Origin of the sequence: Flagellimonas nanhaiensis (genome assembly GCF_003382275.1) — a bacterium.
GTDB lineage: Bacteria > Bacteroidota > Bacteroidia > Flavobacteriales > Flavobacteriaceae > Flagellimonas > Flagellimonas nanhaiensis.
Window position 1 is genome coordinate 49,798 of the sequence record NZ_QTJX01000003.1, and the last position, 16,312, is coordinate 66,109.

General features: G+C 46.3%; 18 protein-coding genes. 3 read left to right on the forward strand and 15 right to left on the reverse strand.

The genetic code is table 11. From position 1 onward, the window contains the following. Positions 1 to 60: 60 nt before the first annotated feature. Complete coding sequence (locus tag DX873_RS13135; RefSeq protein ID WP_116184952.1) at positions 61 to 768, forward strand: DUF4382 domain-containing protein; 708 nt, start codon at positions 61 to 63, stop codon at positions 766 to 768. Between the two features lie 184 nt (positions 769 to 952). Here DX873_RS13135 and DX873_RS13140 read toward each other — a convergent pair whose 3' ends face one another. The 11 genes from DX873_RS13140 to DX873_RS13190 are packed head-to-tail and all read right to left on the reverse strand — an operon-like array spanning position 953 to position 12,617. Further along, positions 953 to 1,369, reverse strand: coding sequence for an MgtC/SapB family protein (locus tag DX873_RS13140; RefSeq protein ID WP_116184953.1), 417 nt, complete (start codon positions 1,367 to 1,369; stop codon positions 953 to 955). 4 nt (positions 1,370 to 1,373) lie between these two features. Further along, positions 1,374 to 1,673 carry a phosphoribosylpyrophosphate synthetase gene (locus tag DX873_RS13145; protein WP_116184954.1) on the reverse strand — a complete coding sequence of 100 codons (300 nt, stop codon included), beginning with the start codon at positions 1,671 to 1,673 and terminating at the stop codon, positions 1,374 to 1,376. 23 nt (positions 1,674 to 1,696) lie between these two features. Further along, a complete protein-coding gene (locus DX873_RS13150; protein WP_116184955.1) occupies positions 1,697 to 2,335 on the reverse strand; it encodes a VTT domain-containing protein in 639 nt (212 codons plus the stop codon). Between the two features lie 2 nt (positions 2,336 to 2,337). Further along, entirely contained in the window at positions 2,338 to 5,172 is a 2,835-nt protein-coding gene (locus DX873_RS13155; RefSeq protein WP_116184956.1) for an Npt1/Npt2 family nucleotide transporter, read from the reverse strand. A gap of 46 nt (positions 5,173 to 5,218) precedes the next feature. Next, complete coding sequence (locus tag DX873_RS13160) at positions 5,219 to 6,109, reverse strand: serine hydrolase (RefSeq protein WP_116184957.1); 891 nt, start codon at positions 6,107 to 6,109, stop codon at positions 5,219 to 5,221. Continuing rightward, positions 6,106 to 7,059 carry a hypothetical protein gene (locus tag DX873_RS13165; protein WP_116184958.1) on the reverse strand — a complete coding sequence of 318 codons (954 nt, stop codon included), beginning with the start codon at positions 7,057 to 7,059 and terminating at the stop codon, positions 6,106 to 6,108. The genes DX873_RS13160 and DX873_RS13165 overlap by 4 nt, the downstream gene beginning before the upstream one ends. Continuing rightward, on the reverse strand, positions 7,059 to 8,120 hold the full coding sequence (locus DX873_RS13170) for a mandelate racemase/muconate lactonizing enzyme family protein (RefSeq protein ID WP_116184959.1): 1,062 nt from the start codon (positions 8,118 to 8,120) through the stop codon (positions 7,059 to 7,061). Before DX873_RS13170 ends, DX873_RS13165 begins: the two co-directional genes overlap by 1 nt. Continuing rightward, entirely contained in the window at positions 8,120 to 8,911 is a 792-nt protein-coding gene (locus DX873_RS13175; RefSeq protein WP_232520933.1) for a creatininase family protein, read from the reverse strand. The genes DX873_RS13170 and DX873_RS13175 overlap by 1 nt, the downstream gene beginning before the upstream one ends. Next, positions 8,908 to 10,425 carry a hypothetical protein gene (locus tag DX873_RS13180; RefSeq protein ID WP_116184961.1) on the reverse strand — a complete coding sequence of 506 codons (1,518 nt, stop codon included), beginning with the start codon at positions 10,423 to 10,425 and terminating at the stop codon, positions 8,908 to 8,910. Before DX873_RS13180 ends, DX873_RS13175 begins: the two co-directional genes overlap by 4 nt. Then, positions 10,422 to 11,495: an N-acetyltransferase DgcN family protein gene (locus tag DX873_RS13185; RefSeq protein ID WP_116184962.1), complete on the reverse strand. Its 1,074-nt coding sequence runs from the start codon at positions 11,493 to 11,495 to the stop codon at positions 10,422 to 10,424. The genes DX873_RS13180 and DX873_RS13185 overlap by 4 nt, the downstream gene beginning before the upstream one ends. A 3-nt stretch (positions 11,496 to 11,498) precedes the next feature. Further along, the gene (locus DX873_RS13190; protein ID WP_232520934.1) at positions 11,499 to 12,617 is read right to left on the reverse strand and encodes a pyridoxal-phosphate dependent enzyme; all 1,119 of its coding nucleotides are present in this window, start codon (positions 12,615 to 12,617) and stop codon (positions 11,499 to 11,501) included. A 66-nt stretch (positions 12,618 to 12,683) separates the two neighbouring features. Between DX873_RS13190 and DX873_RS13195 the strand changes: the two genes are divergently transcribed. Together DX873_RS13195 and DX873_RS13200 are read left to right on the forward strand one after the other, a co-directional pair. Further along, positions 12,684 to 13,202: a mechanosensitive ion channel domain-containing protein gene (locus tag DX873_RS13195; RefSeq protein ID WP_116185244.1), complete on the forward strand. Its 519-nt coding sequence runs from the start codon at positions 12,684 to 12,686 to the stop codon at positions 13,200 to 13,202. A 20-nt stretch (positions 13,203 to 13,222) separates the two neighbouring features. Then, the gene (locus DX873_RS13200) at positions 13,223 to 14,083 is read left to right on the forward strand and encodes a universal stress protein (protein WP_147296666.1); all 861 of its coding nucleotides are present in this window, start codon (positions 13,223 to 13,225) and stop codon (positions 14,081 to 14,083) included. A 311-nt stretch (positions 14,084 to 14,394) separates the two neighbouring features. Here DX873_RS13200 and DX873_RS13205 read toward each other — a convergent pair whose 3' ends face one another. The 4 genes from DX873_RS13205 to DX873_RS13215 all read right to left on the reverse strand — a co-directional run bounded on the left by DX873_RS13205 (position 14,395) and on the right by DX873_RS13215 (position 16,296). Next, positions 14,395 to 15,279 (reverse strand): bestrophin family protein, encoded by an 885-nt coding sequence (locus tag DX873_RS13205; protein WP_116184964.1) that lies wholly within the window; start codon positions 15,277 to 15,279, stop codon positions 14,395 to 14,397. After that, positions 15,276 to 15,458, reverse strand: coding sequence for a hypothetical protein (locus tag DX873_RS13210; protein ID WP_116185245.1), 183 nt, complete (start codon positions 15,456 to 15,458; stop codon positions 15,276 to 15,278). Before DX873_RS13210 ends, DX873_RS13205 begins: the two co-directional genes overlap by 4 nt. 66 nt (positions 15,459 to 15,524) lie before the next feature. Beyond that, positions 15,525 to 15,692, reverse strand: coding sequence for a hypothetical protein (locus DX873_RS18935; protein WP_181899509.1), 168 nt, complete (start codon positions 15,690 to 15,692; stop codon positions 15,525 to 15,527). Continuing rightward, complete coding sequence (locus tag DX873_RS13215; protein ID WP_116184965.1) at positions 15,670 to 16,296, reverse strand: RNA polymerase sigma factor; 627 nt, start codon at positions 16,294 to 16,296, stop codon at positions 15,670 to 15,672. The genes DX873_RS18935 and DX873_RS13215 overlap by 23 nt, the downstream gene beginning before the upstream one ends. Positions 16,297 to 16,312: the final 16 nt, after the last annotated feature.

Here is a 16,312-nt window from a genome sequence, read left to right on the forward strand (position 1 = left end):
CTATAGAGAACAGGCGCCAGTCCTTTTTTGAACAACAATGTATAACCCAAATTTATTATTATGAAACATACTTTTTTAATGGCATTGGTCATGGCACTTTTTATGGTGGGTTGCTCCAAAGATGATGACGGGCATAGCAGTATCCGTCTTAAGGTGAGTACCACCGATAATACAACAAGTTCGAGATCCAATACAATAGGGAAACGCAATGAGAATGTGGTCTTTACCGATTTCAGGATATCCATTCGCGATGTGGTCTTTAAAAATGATGATGATCCAAACAGTAATCTTGATACGGATGAAATCCAGTTTAGGGGACCTTATCAGATTGATCTTTTGGATGGGGGCAATGCACTTTCCCAAACGATTGGAGATGCCGTGGTGCCTGATGGTAGGTACAAGGAACTTCGCTTCAAGTTCCACAAGGATGAGGACTTGCCCGCTACGGACAATCTTTATGATAGATCCATTTATATGGAAGGTACCATAGGGGACCAGCCTTTCGTATTTTGGCACGATACCAGTGAGAACCTGGACGTGGGCCGAAGTACAGGAGTGGATGTGGTCGGTGGAACGGTAAATTTTACGGTTACCTTCAATACCTCGCAGTTCTTAAGTGCTCTGAAAGAGATTGACCTTACCCAGGCAACCGATGGAAATGGCAATGGAATTATTGAAATATTCCCAAATGACCAGGATGGGAATCAAAACATAGCAAAGGACCTAAAGGATAATATTAAGGCAACCGCCGATCTGATCAATCAGTAGGGATTTCACCATAAAGGCTGTGCGGGCGTCCCGGATTTTGGGATGCCCTTTTTTTGTTTCAATCCGACAAGACCGGGATACCTTGGGATTTGGGTCGGGAAAATATGAAGGACACCAATCTGTAAAAAACAAAGTCCTTTGGGCATTGGAAAACCTTAATCCCCTTCTAGTGGTCAGAGGCGGTTTACTTGCGCCCCCGGAGCCATTTGTCCAGTGGCTCTATAATGATATTGATACCCACCACCAAAACTGCTGAGAATATGGCCTCCTTAAGAAAACCAGCTCCTGCCATACTCCCGATGGCGGCACTGCACCAAATCGTGGCAGCAGACCCCAATCCGTGAATATTGGCCCCTTCCCGGAAAATAACCCCGGCACCCAAAAAACCAACACCGGAAACGATCATGGCAATGATCCGGGTAACGTCCCCATCCTCCTCAGTGATTAGGATAGAGAGCAGTACAAAGATGGCCGATCCCGTGGATACCAGCATATTGGTCTTGATTCCTGCGGTTTTGTTCCGCCATTGCCTTTCAAAACCAATGCAGAGCCCTACGGCAACTGCCAAAAATAAACGGGTCAAAAAATCTGTTGATGTCATAGCTTCAAGTTTTTGATGTGCGTAAAATGTTTCCCATATCCGAACTGCCATAGGTACCATAAGCATCGATCAGGACACCCTTACACCCCGAATTGGTTTCGATAACGTATAGGATGGCCAAATCGCCAACGTCGGAATCCCCCTCAAAATGGTGAGCTTCAACAATACGGAGCTGTGCTGCCGTAAAGACCTGTTTTGTCAATGGGCAGTAGAGTCCCGCAGGGGTCAGGCCAAAAGATTGTACATACCCCCTTACGGTAAGGTCCTCCAGGGCTTCAAGTAAATTTTGATAGATTCTTTTCATAGGTCTTGGTTTGTGTTTGAAAATCAACGTTTGAACACGGTCCTGCGCAACAACGCCAACAGTAATGGAATCAGCGTTATCAGGATCAGGAACAGGAAAATAAGGCCATAGTTGTTTTTGACCCAGGGAATTTCCCCCAACAGGTTGCCCATACATAAAAAGAGGGATACCCAAATAATGGCCCCGATAATGGTATTTTTCATGAACAGGGCCTTTTCCATTCTGACCAGGCCGGCAACAAAGGGAAGGTAGGTCCGGATTACCGGGAAAAAGCGCCCCAGTATAATGGCACGGCCACCATATTTTGAATAAAAGGCCTCCGCCTTTGGGAGGTGTTTCACCAGGGATGTCCGGATAAAGTAATTCCTGCTTTTATGCAGGGAGCCCCCAAATAAAACCCCGGTCCGGTAATTGATCGCATTTCCCAAAATGGCCGATAGGATCAGAAGAGGGAGCAGGATATACAAATTTAGTTCCGTGGTGGCCGTGATGACCCCGGCCGAAAATAATAGGCCATCACCCGGCAAAAAAGGAAAAAGGATGACTCCAGTTTCAAGCATGATAATAATGAACAGCACCATATAAGCCTTGACAATATTATCGGAGACCAATGCTAACAGGGCATCATCCGTATGCAGTATAATGTCGATCAATTCGTTCATAGCTACAGGGTTTCGGTTAAAGGCATTTTGACATATGCCTGATCGGCAAATTGCCTGAGTTTCGGATCCCGGTCGTTTAACAGAGGTTTCAGCAATACCTGATATCTGGGGTCCTGTTGTTGGACCATCAGATAGAGAACGGCCAGTTTTAACCTGAGATCCCTGCCCTCAAGGATATTCTTGAAACAGTCGAACTCCGTATAACTGCTGTTGGCCATATGGGCGATGACCTCCTCGGAAGAGGTATCCAGTATTGTGGCTTCCACAATGGGGATCAGCGCAGTCTTAAGGTCAATGTTTAGCAGTAAGTCTAAAAATTCTATGGCGTTGGTACGCTGTTCCTGTTCCTCACTCAATATCCCCTGATATACCGAACGGACATCTTTGGAATTATAGCGTAACTCCAATAGTTTGAAAATACGCTCCAACCCGCCTTCCAATCGGCGTTCCAATAACACCATCAGGCTTTCCCTGGCATCCATTTCACTGATCTGTAATGGTGGCCTCATTTTCTTTCTCCTCAGATAGTGTACAATGATCTGGGTATGCATGGCCATAAGGGTGTGGTTGTACAATTTGCACTCCTCCAGGATCAGCCTAGCCACTTTCTTTTCATCAAAATAAAGTTGGGGCGCCACTTCCTTTAATTTTGTGAGCTCAAGGACACAGCGCAATCGAACGGTAAGGTCCTCGGCTTCGATAAAGCCCCTGAACAGGGCATGTACCGCCTGTTGGGAGCCAAAAGCCCCAAGTAGGCCCGGAAGGTTGCGCTTTTGGTCCAAAGGAAAATCCTTATGTCCTAGCCGGGAGGCGATGATGGGAATGGCCTCACCGCCATACCCTAAAAGCGAGCGGGTTGCCAAAGGTCTCAATTGTTTGTCCGGAAGCCAGGACAAAAGGGATTCCAGAAAGCGGAAATCCCGCGAATACACAGCAGCTGAAAATGCCGCCTGCCTAAGCCGGATGTCGGGACTTTTCAATCCGTCGAAAATGGCACCGTAATAATCCTCATATCCTGACAGCCCCACTAAGCTCAAGAAAACACTTTCCTGCTGGACGTTTTGGTCCAAATCAGCTGCAGGTGGCTGCACAGCTTTGTCTTCTATACGCCCGCGTAATTCAAACCTTATCGCAAGCTCAGGATGCTCGGTAGATTCCCTGGCCAGACAAACCAGGGCGGCCTCGGCGATCAGTGGATTGGTATGGTCAAGATAATGCTCAAAGACAATACCCTCGTTGGTTTCGGCATGTACCAGCAAATACTCCAGGGCAGCATGGACCACTTCCATATCCTCAACATTCAACAAATGGGCCACCTTAATGGGAATCGCCCCCTGGTCAAAGTGGTGCAGGCTTCTTAATGCTGCCGCCTTTACCCTGTGCGATGGATGGGTCAGGAGGTTTTTGATGGCCCCGGAGAGCCGGTCATCATTGATTTCCTTAGCCTTTTCCAGCATGAATAGGATCTCCCGTTCCCCGCCCTCGCGAAAAACCCGCTGCATGCCACCCAAAAAAGATTCCCCGGTAATGACCTTCATACTTTTTTTTCTCACAGGATGCAGTTGGGCAAGATTTTTTCGAAAAGTCAGAAAGTATTCCTTGCGAACCTTTAGGATAAAATAGGACCATATCAGGGTTAATGCCAGTATCAGACCAATGATATAAGCCCCCTGAAGTTGTAAGCCCTGGATCAGGACGATAAGCAGTATCCCTCCAATACCGGTGGCCACACTGTCCACCACCACATCGATAAAGGACTTGGTCTTCTTTTTTAGTGCATAGGGCAGCGGAAGGGCGATCAGTTCGGTGGCGGATCGGTTTATGGATTGTTTGAAACTACCATCAGTGGCACGCATGAGGATGACCACCCACAACTCGGGGAATACCAGGAACAATGCCCCACCTAAGAAAAGTAGTATGGGCAACAGCAGCAATGAAAATCCCACGCCCCATACCCCAACGATCCTTTGGGTGATAAAAAGCTGGATCAAAAGTGACGCCACGTTAAAAGAGGAAAGCCAAAACCCGAAAAAAGAGGCAAGGGCATCACTGTCCTCTATTTTCCGGGAGGCCACATAACTAAACTGATAATCGACCAATCGTGCAGTAAGGACCCCGATACCTATGATACCGGCAAGATATAATAGATGTCTTGATCCAAGGATGAGTTTGAAAGGGCTCTCCGCGGGTTTTGCCAGATGTCTTTTTTGTTTGGATAACTGAAGTTTGTCAGGGAAGAGGTTCCTGATTTTAACAAGTACCGGAAAGCATAACAGCAATAACAGCACAGCCAACAGCATCAGGTTTTTGTTCCCTATAAGAGGGGCCAGAACCGTTGTCAGGTAGCCGCCGAAAATACCTCCGGCTATGGCTCCGGCACCGATTATACCGAACAGCCGCTTGGCCTGACGGACATTGAATATCAGATTGGCCAGGACCCAGAATTGGGAACTTGCCAATACGGCATAAATGGCCACCCCGGCATAAAAAAGATAAAGTATCCACCCGGCGGTAAGCTCCAGATATAACAGTAACACCAACAATAAAAGGCAAAGAATACTTATCCAGAGGGTAGACCTCATTAGACGTAACATGGGAAGACGCTCGCTGAGTCGGGAATAGGCCATGGAGCTAATGATAGCAGTGGCCGCTACCAATAAATACGCAAAGGGCAACTGGTCCGCGCCGGGTCCGGTCAAAAACAGGGAGTTGACCACCGGTTTGATGATAAGCAGGGTGGCGATTACCAGAAAAATGTAGGCCTGCATCAACAGTACCGTTCGTGTCTCGCCGTCCCGTACATTAAAAATCTTTTTTAACCTGTTGGATAGTGTCATCTTTGGTATGCTCCTTTTGTCCTTATGACCCCTATTGACGGGAAGGTCACTTTTGGAGCACCCTTTCTATGGGCTCAACAAGATTTCGTATGATCTGCTCCCCGTTGGGATCGTCCACAAGGGCAACCAGAATATACCGTCTTGAAGGTTTTCCCCATACCAGTACCGAATCCGAATGGTAGGTCTTCCAGGAGCCAGATTTTCGGAACAAACGGGCATTGGGGGCAATACGATCCAGGGTGTTCACGAATTTATGGTGCAGGGCCGGGTCCTCCATGATCTCAAGCATTTCCATCGAGCGCTCCTCCGTTACCAGTTTTCCCTGTGCCAGCAAAAAATAAAATCGGCATACTTGGGTTGCTGTTGCTGCATGGCTCAGATTTTTTAAGGGCTCCCTATTGGTGCCCCCACCACCACCATAACGCTTGCCAACCCATAGGCCCCCACCACGCTCTTCATCATAAAGGTTGTAACGTTCGCTGGTAAGGACAGCTTCGATTTTTTCATAGCCCAGACGGTCGATCATCCGGGTTGTGGCCGCATTGTTGGATTTGCTGATCATCAGTTTCATGTCCTTTTGGACCTCCAGGGATTCGATTAGTTCCCCCTTTTCAATAGCATCCTTGGCCGCCAACAATACCGCGATCTTCGGTAGGCTGGCTGCATACATCATATGGTTGCCGTTGATCCGGGCAAAGCGGATATGGGAGGTGTCCGAAAGGTCCACCACACCAATGGCCATTTTTTTCTGGTCAATAAGCCGCTTCCATTTGGGCTTTTTGGAGACCTCGCTCAATAAATGGTCCTGCAGCTCCTGGTCGATCAATTGACGCAGGGGAGTACTGTCATTGGAAATACGGACCGGAAGCTCCTGGGCTTTGGCCAATGAGAAAACTCCAGTCAGGAGAAGGGTAATAAGAATGGTTCTGATCTTCATGATTTTAAAAGTTGGATACCATAGGCCACCAAAACACTGATGATAAGACCAATGTTTACCTTGGCCAGATCCTTGAAAATGAGGGTATAGGTGTGGTTGAGCTGTTTGCGGTTCAATAAATAGTTGATGGCGATCTCACGACCGGCCAGAATACCGATAAAGGTCCATGTGGTACTCATCGGAATGGAACTCAAGTTACTTAAAAAGTACAACAGGATACCGTAGATGAAATCAATGATGGTGGCCGAACGGATGTTCTCGGTATTGGATTTCTGGGTAACGATACCCTGGATCTTGCCACCCTTGCTCTTAAAGATGTAGGCCATAATGAACAAGATCACAGCCAGTGAGAACAACAATTCGGTCATGGACAACGCTCTTGGCAGGTAAACATAGATGTTGGCGAAGTCCTGTATGAGCCACTGTGACCACAAAAAACCTGTTGAAAACCACTGGGCCACAAGCCAGTACTTTTTTTGTTTCTTGATACCCATCAGCCTTAGGGAGGCTTTGGATTCCAACCATTTTGATACGAACCAATAGATCAGGATTGATGACACAAAGGCCAGGGCATATCCCAATACCGATTTGAGGATCATCTTTTCAATGACCTGGCTTGTTGAGAAGACACTAAGTATCATAAACGTGGTACTGACTGGTATCCCATACCGCGTGATCACCAAAAGTGCCATCGGTGCCAACAGATACCACCAATGCATGACCTCGGGCAGTGGAATTTTGCCCAATCGCCCGTATGAGACATCCCCATGATTTGCCTGCCATCCGTAAACTAAGGTCAGGGAAAGAATAAGGCCCGCAAAACTCCAGAGCAACCACCATTTCAACTTTTGGTTGGAAGCAATGAAGGTGCCCAGGGTCTGTATCACATCATTGGCAATCACAGCATAGGCCGTTATGGTAAAACCCAGATAGATGACTAGTTGTTCCATTAAAAATTTATTTTGCCCAAACCAGGTTCCCCGGTTGGATGTAGAATACCATTTTCCAGGGTAAAAAGACCTTTAAAGGGGTCGTTTTCCATATCCAGGTGTCCATCCAGATCGGCATATTGGATGTTGGGCCTGGAGAGCGCAAAATGGAGCCCGGCAGCTATTCCCAGACGACACTCGTCCAGACAACCTACCATGCTTTCCAAACCAGCAGCCCTGGCCACCGAATTGATGTGCATGCCCTCACGGATGCCACCAACCTTCATGAGCTTGATATTGACCATGTCAATGAACTTGTTATGGGCAAGATAATAAGCATCCTGCAAACTCTTGACGCTCTCGTCACCCATGACCGGAAAAGCGACCTTTTGGGTCACGGCCCCGATCTTTTTTCCATTGCCGACCTTGGTGGGCTGTTCAAAGATCTCAATATTAAGGTCTTTGGTGGAGGCAAAAAAACCAAGGGCCTCCTCTATGCTATAGCCCTGATTACCGTCAAAACGCAATACGATGTCCGGAAACTTCTCCCGTAGGCGTACCATTTTTTCAATGTCCTCGGCCAAAGACAGGCCACCCTTTATTTTGAGGATAAAGAATCCCTGGCTTATATACTCCTCGGCGGCCAAAAGGGTCTCATGGACAGACTGGATGCCGATGGTGATACTCGTGGCAATATGGTCACGGTACCCGCCCAGAAACTGGTATAGGGGCACCCCTGTCTTTCGGGAAACGATGTCCATAAGGGCCATATCCACCATGGCCAAGGTGGAGGATTTCTTTTGGACCAGTTCGAACACCCCCTCCAAAAGCTGTGACACCATATAGGGGTTTTTGCCCTTAAGAAAAGGAATCAGGATGCCCTTGATATTGTTCTCCACTTCCTCTGGGGTTTCCCCGGTCACCTGCAGGTCGGGAGCGGCGCAGCCGTAACCGATGATCCTGGAATCCGTCTCGATCCTTAGCACGAAGTTTGTGGAACGCTCCACGGTCTCGTAGGCAATGGTATAGGGCTCCTTGAGCCTGAGCTCCAGACGCTCGTAACTTATCTTGGTAATTTTCATTAGTATCTTTTTTGATAAAGTTCTTCAAGAGGTGTGTTCTTGATACTTTCTACAAAGCGTACCATGTTCTGTATCATAATATCCCACATTTTTTGCCCCTTTTCTGCAGTTGCCTTGGTGGCATCACCCATAACGCCACTTTCCGATAATTTATGGGTATGGGCATACCATTTTACACCTCGCTCGTTATCATAGTCCAGGAATTTGCTCCCAAAGGTCAAGGTTTCGTTTACCGCCTTGTCCATTTGTACCATATCAGGCCTGAGCGCCAAGGTCGTGCTGGTCTCGATTTCCCCGGCATGGATATCATTGGGCGTGTCAATGAGCTCGTACAGATCTACATCACTGGTCTCCCCGGTATCCACACATACAAAGATCTTGGCATCACGGTTGATCATTTGTGCAGCATAGCTCAGCGTTGGGGCATTGTCCCCATGACCGTTCAGAATGATGATCTTTTTTACTCCGTTCTTCGCCAGGCTCATGCCCAAATCATATACAAAACGGGAAAGCGCATTGTTGGTCACGCTCAGGGTGCCCTTAAAGCTATCGTGGTGATAGGACACCCCGAAAGGAATGGCAGGCAGCACCAGCGGTTTGGGCTCGTTACAGGCATGGGCTACCTGATAGGCCATATACTTGGCATCATAGAAATCAATGTCCACCGGTAAGTGTGGTCCATGCTGTTCGATGGCCCCTGTGGGCAAGATCACCGTATCCACAGTTTTTAAATAGGCCTCGATCTCTGGCCATGTCTTTTGTTCCCAAAGGAACGAATGTCTTGTTGTCATATCAATGTCTTTTGTAACGGTTTATAAGGTGTGTCAAAGGACAGGTCACCATAGTAGGAGTCTTGCCATACACGGTCACGCTGGGTTGAAATGCCATCGGCATATTCAGTCAGGATGGAGAAAAGCGGCATTCTTATGTGAAATGGTAAATCCTCCATTTTACTGCGCTCATTGTCAAAGCGCAGGTGCATGATCCGAGGATAGGACCTGGCCAATCTTTTGGTATATGCATTTTTGGCAATGTGCCCCTGTTCGGTCAACAAATGGAACAAATGGGCGGCATCACTACCGATCTGCTTTACATTTTTTTTGGCCAGATTTTCCAGGGCACTGCCGATCTGTTCAGTGGTATAACCACAGCATTTTGGGTCTTCACCCAAAGCGGTCAGCATGCCCACGATCCTACGGCATTTTTCACATTTGCCACATGGACGCATGCTTCCCCCACTTTCGTGGGCGGCATGGCACGAAACCTGGGTCTTTTGTAGGTCCGGATACCGCTTCACAAGAATCTTTAGGATAAGCAGTTCCGAAAGACTGCGGAGTAAAGAGTATTGTTTGATATTCCAACCCTTTTTTTGATAGTAACGGGTCAGGGCATTGTCAAAATACTTGCTTTGGTCATAGAGCGCCTGATAGTGGGTAATACCCTCAAAGGTGCTTCTCATCGTCGTATCGAATTCATTGCCGATCAATATATTGCCCAGTTTTCGTTTGCGTGCAATGGGCAGTACCCCGAAGAGGAAGACTCCCACGGTCCATAGACGAATGGGATATATATCGGCCCTGATATTTTGAAAATTATCCCTGATAAAGGGCATCTGTCGGACCATCCAGTTAAAGACCCGGTCACTGTTGCACCAGGGCTTGGCGGTATTGGGTTCATTCTCCCTGAAATACTTGTAGGCATTGATGGCCGTAAACCAATGGCGGCCACTCTCATTGATAAAGACCGGGTGCGGAACGCCCAATTCCTTGATAAGACCGTAGGTGAGCAGACTGTCCTTGCCCCCACTGCTCAAAATGGCATATTCATTTTCATGGGGTGCCTCACAAACAGGATAGAGCCTCATATCCGAAAATTTACTGTTCTCAAATAAGACCTTGGCAGCAGTATAATGCTTGAGGTTTTCAGGGACAAGGACATTATAAGGGTCTTTGAGAAATTCGTTTTTGGCATGGAACTTATTGATCAGGATTTCCCTGGAGGTGTTTTCCATCATATCCAGCAAAAAGCGCTGGTCAGCAGTATCAAACAATCCGTCAAAAACTATGGTCCTACAGAACAGCCCATAATTGAGCGCAACCTGGGCCACCATCATAGAGGCAAGGTTAACATCCTGTGTTTCCTTTTTGTTGAAATAAGTCCTGTCATAACTGTAGATAAGATCAGTGCTTGTCGTACTGCCATCCATTTTTGTTAGGGTATAGGTGGCCTTGACCCTTTTGGGTTCCACAACCACATGAGCAACCAACAGCTGCTCAAAAACAACCAAATCCCTTATACGTTTCACTTGATGTAATCCTTGATTAGTTTAACAAGCGGTTCGGCACCGTACTTCAATACATCGAAGGCAGGGAGTCCGGTTTCTATGGAAATGTCCTGACAGGCAGGGATGATCTGGTCATCCGATAGGCCTTCATGGTTTACTGTTATGGCGATCACCCTTTTGCCGGAGATGGTCTGAATGGCACTGATCTGTTTTTTTAAGGGATGCAGTTTATATCCGGGGAACCCATCATATTCCTTGCGCGTGGGGGCATGTTGTAAGATGACATAGTCAGGCCGTCCCGCAGCCAGGATTTCAAAGCCACCGGGATAGGCCGGGTTCATCAAACTGCCCTGGCCCTCGATGACGATCACATCAGGATTTTCATTTTTGTAGGCGCTGACCACCGCATGCTCGATCTCCCCTGAGACAAAATCATTGATGCAACTGTCCATGATCATGCTGTATTTGGCACCCTGCATCCAGGCCGTTTGACCGGTTCCGATCATTTCGGCCTTTTTACCTGACTTTCTAAGGGCATGCACCAAAAGCCAGGCCGTTGTCCGTTTGCCAATGGCCGAATCGGTACCCAATATGGCAAGCTTTAAACAATCCACCTTTTCAATTTCGCCGGTAAAAAAGTGTAGATACTTTCTTAAAGGGGTCTTTCGGACATCACGGATACGCCCACCGTATTGTTCAGCAAGTTCCACCATTTCGCGATCATTGGAAATAAAATCGTGAAGACCGCTGTCAATGTTCCATCCAAGGGTCAGGGCCTTCTTTATGATATCCTTGGCCTCTATGGGCAAGCGACCTCCGTCAGGAGCGAGCCCGATGACCAGGGTCTGGGGCATATCGCCCATATCCTTTAACTCCCTGATGGCAGATCCCATATTTTTGAAGATCGGGATACCGTTCTTTTTGCCATCGAGAACAGCTCCTGTATCCTGGCCGGCATAAGTGCTGTCCAAGACCCCCACGATCTCATAGCGCTCCGTAAAACGGACAAGCCCATGGGCCGTTTTACCATTAGGGGTATTGAAAGCCCCTTCGCAGTAGACCAGAGCCCTTCCGTCAATTGTTTTTTTCATGACTTAATTCTTTGCTGTTAGGACCGCCACAAAGCGGTCAGGTTCAAAATTTATCTTTTCATCCAGTTCCAATAGGGCAATAAGCCCCGCCGTGGAAGCCGGAAGTATTTTCATGCCTTCCTTTTTTAAGAGGTAAACGGCCATTTCCTTCATTTTTCGATCACTGATATGGAAGGCCTCACCCTGCGACTCCCTTAGGGCATATAGGGCCTCCTCACCGTCAAAGCTGTGCCAGTTGATAAGGGGCTCGTTGTATTTGCTCTCCCTGACACGCTCGGGCAGTAGATCCTCACAATGCAATAGCCCTTTCTTAAAGGAGGAGATGATCGGGTTTTTAAAACTGGAAGAGGCTCCGACCATCTTAGGGACCCTAGAGGTTTTTCCACGCTTGTACAGGGTTGTGAAGCCACGGAAGATGCCCGCAAGTAGCGTACCATTGGATACCGGAACGGCACAGTATTTTGGGGCATCACCCAACTCTTCATAGATCTCCTGTGCAATCTGGGCATAGGCGCTGATCTGCAAAGGGGTATTGGCCCCTCCGGGATTGGCATCATACCAGTCATACTCCATAGCATAATCAGAGCTTGATTTCACAAGCTCTTCATAGCTGCCGTCCAAACGGATGATCTCCGCTCCCAGGGCTTCCATTTCCTTGATACGCTCGGTATGATAGGATGAAGGAATGAAAATTTTGCAATTCAACCCGGCCAGATTGGCTGCCAAAGCAACCGCAACACCGTAATTGCCACAAGTGGCCAGAGCCACTGTATCATAATCACGGCGCAGGGCATCATAGACCTGGGCGAAAGCAATACGGTCCTTTTGTGTACCCGTAGGATTCTCGCCCTCGTTTTTGATGTAAAGCTGGTGTATGTCGAATTCACGCTCAAGAGTCCTGGCACGAGACAATCGGGTATCACCAACTTCAATATTGATGATGTCCTCGAAACTCTCCAGACGATCGATCATCGTTTTGGTCTTGTCCTTGACAAGAATACTCAGTTTCTGAGCCTCGGAGGCTACCTTGATTTGAGGTGATCTTGCCCCGTCCCTTAGATTCATACCTGTTCGGTGTTTGTTTTTCCCTTGTGACCCTAGATCGTTTTTGGGGTCACCCATTTTTTTTTCGAAGTATGGGGTGACCCGATCCTAGTAATGGGGTCACAAGGGCAAAGACCAAGACCTATGACGCACCTTAAAAATGAAATATTACTTACTATGGTACTGACCATAGTCGTTATACTGATTATCCTGTTGATAAAACGAGCTGTGAAACGGTTTACACTACTGCGCAAAATAGAAATCAATCGAAGGAAAGTAATCCTTAGTCTATGCTATTTGCTCGTATATATTCTTGCGGGTTCCGCCCTTGCACTGATATGGGGGATGGAAATCAAACAAGTGGCTCTGGTGATTTCTTCCGTCCTGGCCGTTTTGGGCATCGGTTTTTTTGCCCAATGGTCCATCCTTTCCAACCTGACGGCCAGTGTGATTCTGTTTTTGAGCCACCCGGTTAGGATCGGAGATAGGATTCGGATTTTGGATGCCGATTTTGACTTTACTGGAGAGGTAAAGGATATTACCGGGTTTTACTTCTTTATGAAAACGGACAAAGGAGAATATATTTCCTTGCCCAACTCTCTGGTTATACAGAAAGGTATCGAGATTTTGGAGAAGTTGCCCTTGGAAGATGAAGAAAATTGATCATATTAAATAAAAAAAACATGATAAAACAGATTCTCGTTCCAGTGGATTTTTCAGAGCATTCGATGAATGCCCTGTCCTATGGCCAAATATTATTTGAAAAAAATGAAGTGACCTTTCATCTGTTCGCCGCGTTCCAGCTGAATGCACCCGGTGTGATCGAGGATGAATGGGACAATGAATGGTTGGAAAGTTGGGAGAGTGATGATATGGAGACCTATATTCCCGTGGACGAACTTGAAAAACTCCTGAAAGAGGTCAAACAGAACAACAAGAACGAAAAACACCAGTTTAAAATGGGGTACACTGTCAATACCCTGGAAGATGGTGTGGCAGAGCAGGTGGCAAAGTTGGGGATCGATCTGATTCTGATGGGAACCAAAGGGGCCAAAGGACTTAAACAGTTTTTTCTGGGTAGTAATGCCGTGACACTTATAAACAAGGTGCGGAGCTGCCCAATCATAGTGGTTCCAAGGGCCTATACGGCTATTGCCGGTCCAAAACAAGTGGTGTTCTCAACAAACTTTAAAAGACCGTTTAACACCAAGGAACTACAGCCCTTGATGGATCTGTTGATACAATGGAATGCCGACCTGAAGATCGTACAACTCATGGAGGACCAGTATCTGGATTATAGGCAAAAAATTCATAGGGACGCCCTGGTGGTCCTGTTGAAAAAAATCCCCCACGTTTTTAATAAGATCATGTTCGATAGTTCGGAGACAGAGGCCCTAAGGGATTTTGTAATGGAGACCCAAAGCGATATGATATCGCTGATCTACCATAAACAAAGCTTTTTTTACGGGTTAATGCAAGAAAATGTCGTGGAAAAAACAGCATTCAACAGTACTGTCCCCCTATTGGTGCTTAGAGGTCTTTAGGTGATGGTGGGCGTTGGAACCAACAATCCTTTTAGGGATATTCAGGAATAAGCTTACCCCGGTAAAAACAATGTATTCAAAGCCCTTACTCCTGAAAAAACACCCCGTTTTTGGGCAAAAACCCTTAAAAACGAGGTCGGGGTCATATTTTGGTGTTCTTTTGAAAAATCTCCGGGAGTCAATAAAACACCTTATATCGAGGTCTGGTCAAGATGTATGGAATTTGGTGCTTGGAATTTTTGAATATTGAAATCTCAGAGAAGTTTTTCCTTACTCCTGAAACTCCCCTTTTAGAAAACATGTCTAATGACTTAGAGGATATAAAAGGTCCTTGAGGTCAGAGGTTTTGGAATGTTGGGGTCATCAATGAGCTGCCTTAAATTGATCTCAATGGTTCTGGCAATGGCGGTCATCGGGGTGTCCATGGGCCTGTTCTCAAAAGGGTCCTGGATACGGAACGCAATTTTCTCCAAAAGGAAAAAAGGTAGGGCAATCACCATTAATAGTGGAATTTCAACAAAATTGTCCATTTCGGTCAGGGACAGGGACAGAATCACCAGAAAAAGATAAATGAAAAACTGTAGGGTAAGCCGATATGGCTTCGGGAAATATGTATTTTTAATGCGTTCGGCCATTCCCATCGAGGCATTCAGACGTGTTACAGTACTATCTAACTGAGCTTGTTGGTATGCGTTGATCTTTCCTTCTTTAAATAGTTTGGCAATATCCAATGAATGCTCTTTTAATAGTACCAATGGGATATTTTGGTGCTTGGTGACAGATTGATATTCTGCTTCAGAAACATAATTGGAAAGCTCCTTGGTTGCATCCAGTTTTCTCAGGTTTTGCCCCAGCGCATAACACCACCCCATCTGGCGATAGGCCACTTTTTCTGTGGTCTTGACATCCGATTCACTAAATGCCAGTAATTGGGTTATCAGCGTTCGGGAATCATTGACGATAGCACCCCATATTTTTCGTGCCTCCCACCAACGGTCATAAGATTGACTGAGTTTAAAGGACAGAATCAGTGCAATGGCAGTACCTAGAAAAGCGGCAATGGATATAGGTAGGCTCCAATGCACAATATACTTGCCCAGTAAATGTATGCCCGTAGAAAAAATAGCTGTGAACAGAATATCCCATTTGACCAGAATAAAGGGGTAGCTAAGAGGGATTCTTCTATTGGTTATCATAGGTCGATATTGGTTTTGTACAAAGAGGACATGGCCGCTTTACAATTTTTGTCAAAGTTCTCTGATAACTCCATAAGCAATTTCATGGTCTTTATCTTCTGCATGATGATCTCCTTAAGTTCTTTGGGGACCTCTTTTTGTGGAAAACCAATGTCTTCAAAAGGGTTTCGCTTTCCCATAATCCACATTAATATGAAATACTTACCCCTTGTGACCCAAAAAAACGTTTAGGTCACCCTGAAAATTTACTGATTGCTCCCTTCTGATGAGCTATGATCTGAATCATCCGAACCGGAATCCGTATTTTCCTCTTCTTCGATTATTTCTTCAACCTCCTGGATAATTTCCTCCTTGAGCTCTTCCGGTGGTTGAACTGAAGGCTCTATGGATTTAAACGGATTTTTTTTTGTCATTGATCTCTGATTCTATCTTGTAGTATACTTTCATTACTCTCGCACGTGCCCTTCTTAAACGCATCTTTACGGCACTTTCATTAATATCAAAAATAGCCTGGATGTCCTTAATCAGAATTCCATCCTGGTATTTCATCAACAGTAAGGCCTTATCAGCAGGTTCCACCAGCTCAATGGCTTTTAGAAGTGTGGAAGACCTGAGTTCAAAAAGCTCTTCCTCCTCAAGATCAAACTCCTCCAAAGCCTGATGGTTGTCATTCTTGTTCAAACGTTGCCAACGCTCGCTCAATTTTCTGTGCGGATCACGTTTTTTGTACTTTACAAGAAAATTATAGGTGAAACTGTATAGCCAGGTCGAAAACTTCGCCTCAGCCCTATAAGTATGTAGCTTGGTAAAAAGTTTGAGAAAAATGTCCTGGGTCAAATCCTTGGCCTCGTCCTCGTTTCTGACAAAACTATAACACTTGCGATAGATTTTTTCACCATACCTGTCGTAGAGCTTCCCAAAAAGTGTAGAATCATTAGTTTCTAAAATCTTACTGACCAACTCATCGTCGGAGAGTATTTGGGTATTTTTACCAAAATTGGGAGGTGTGACCCCCATTAAAACGATGATATAT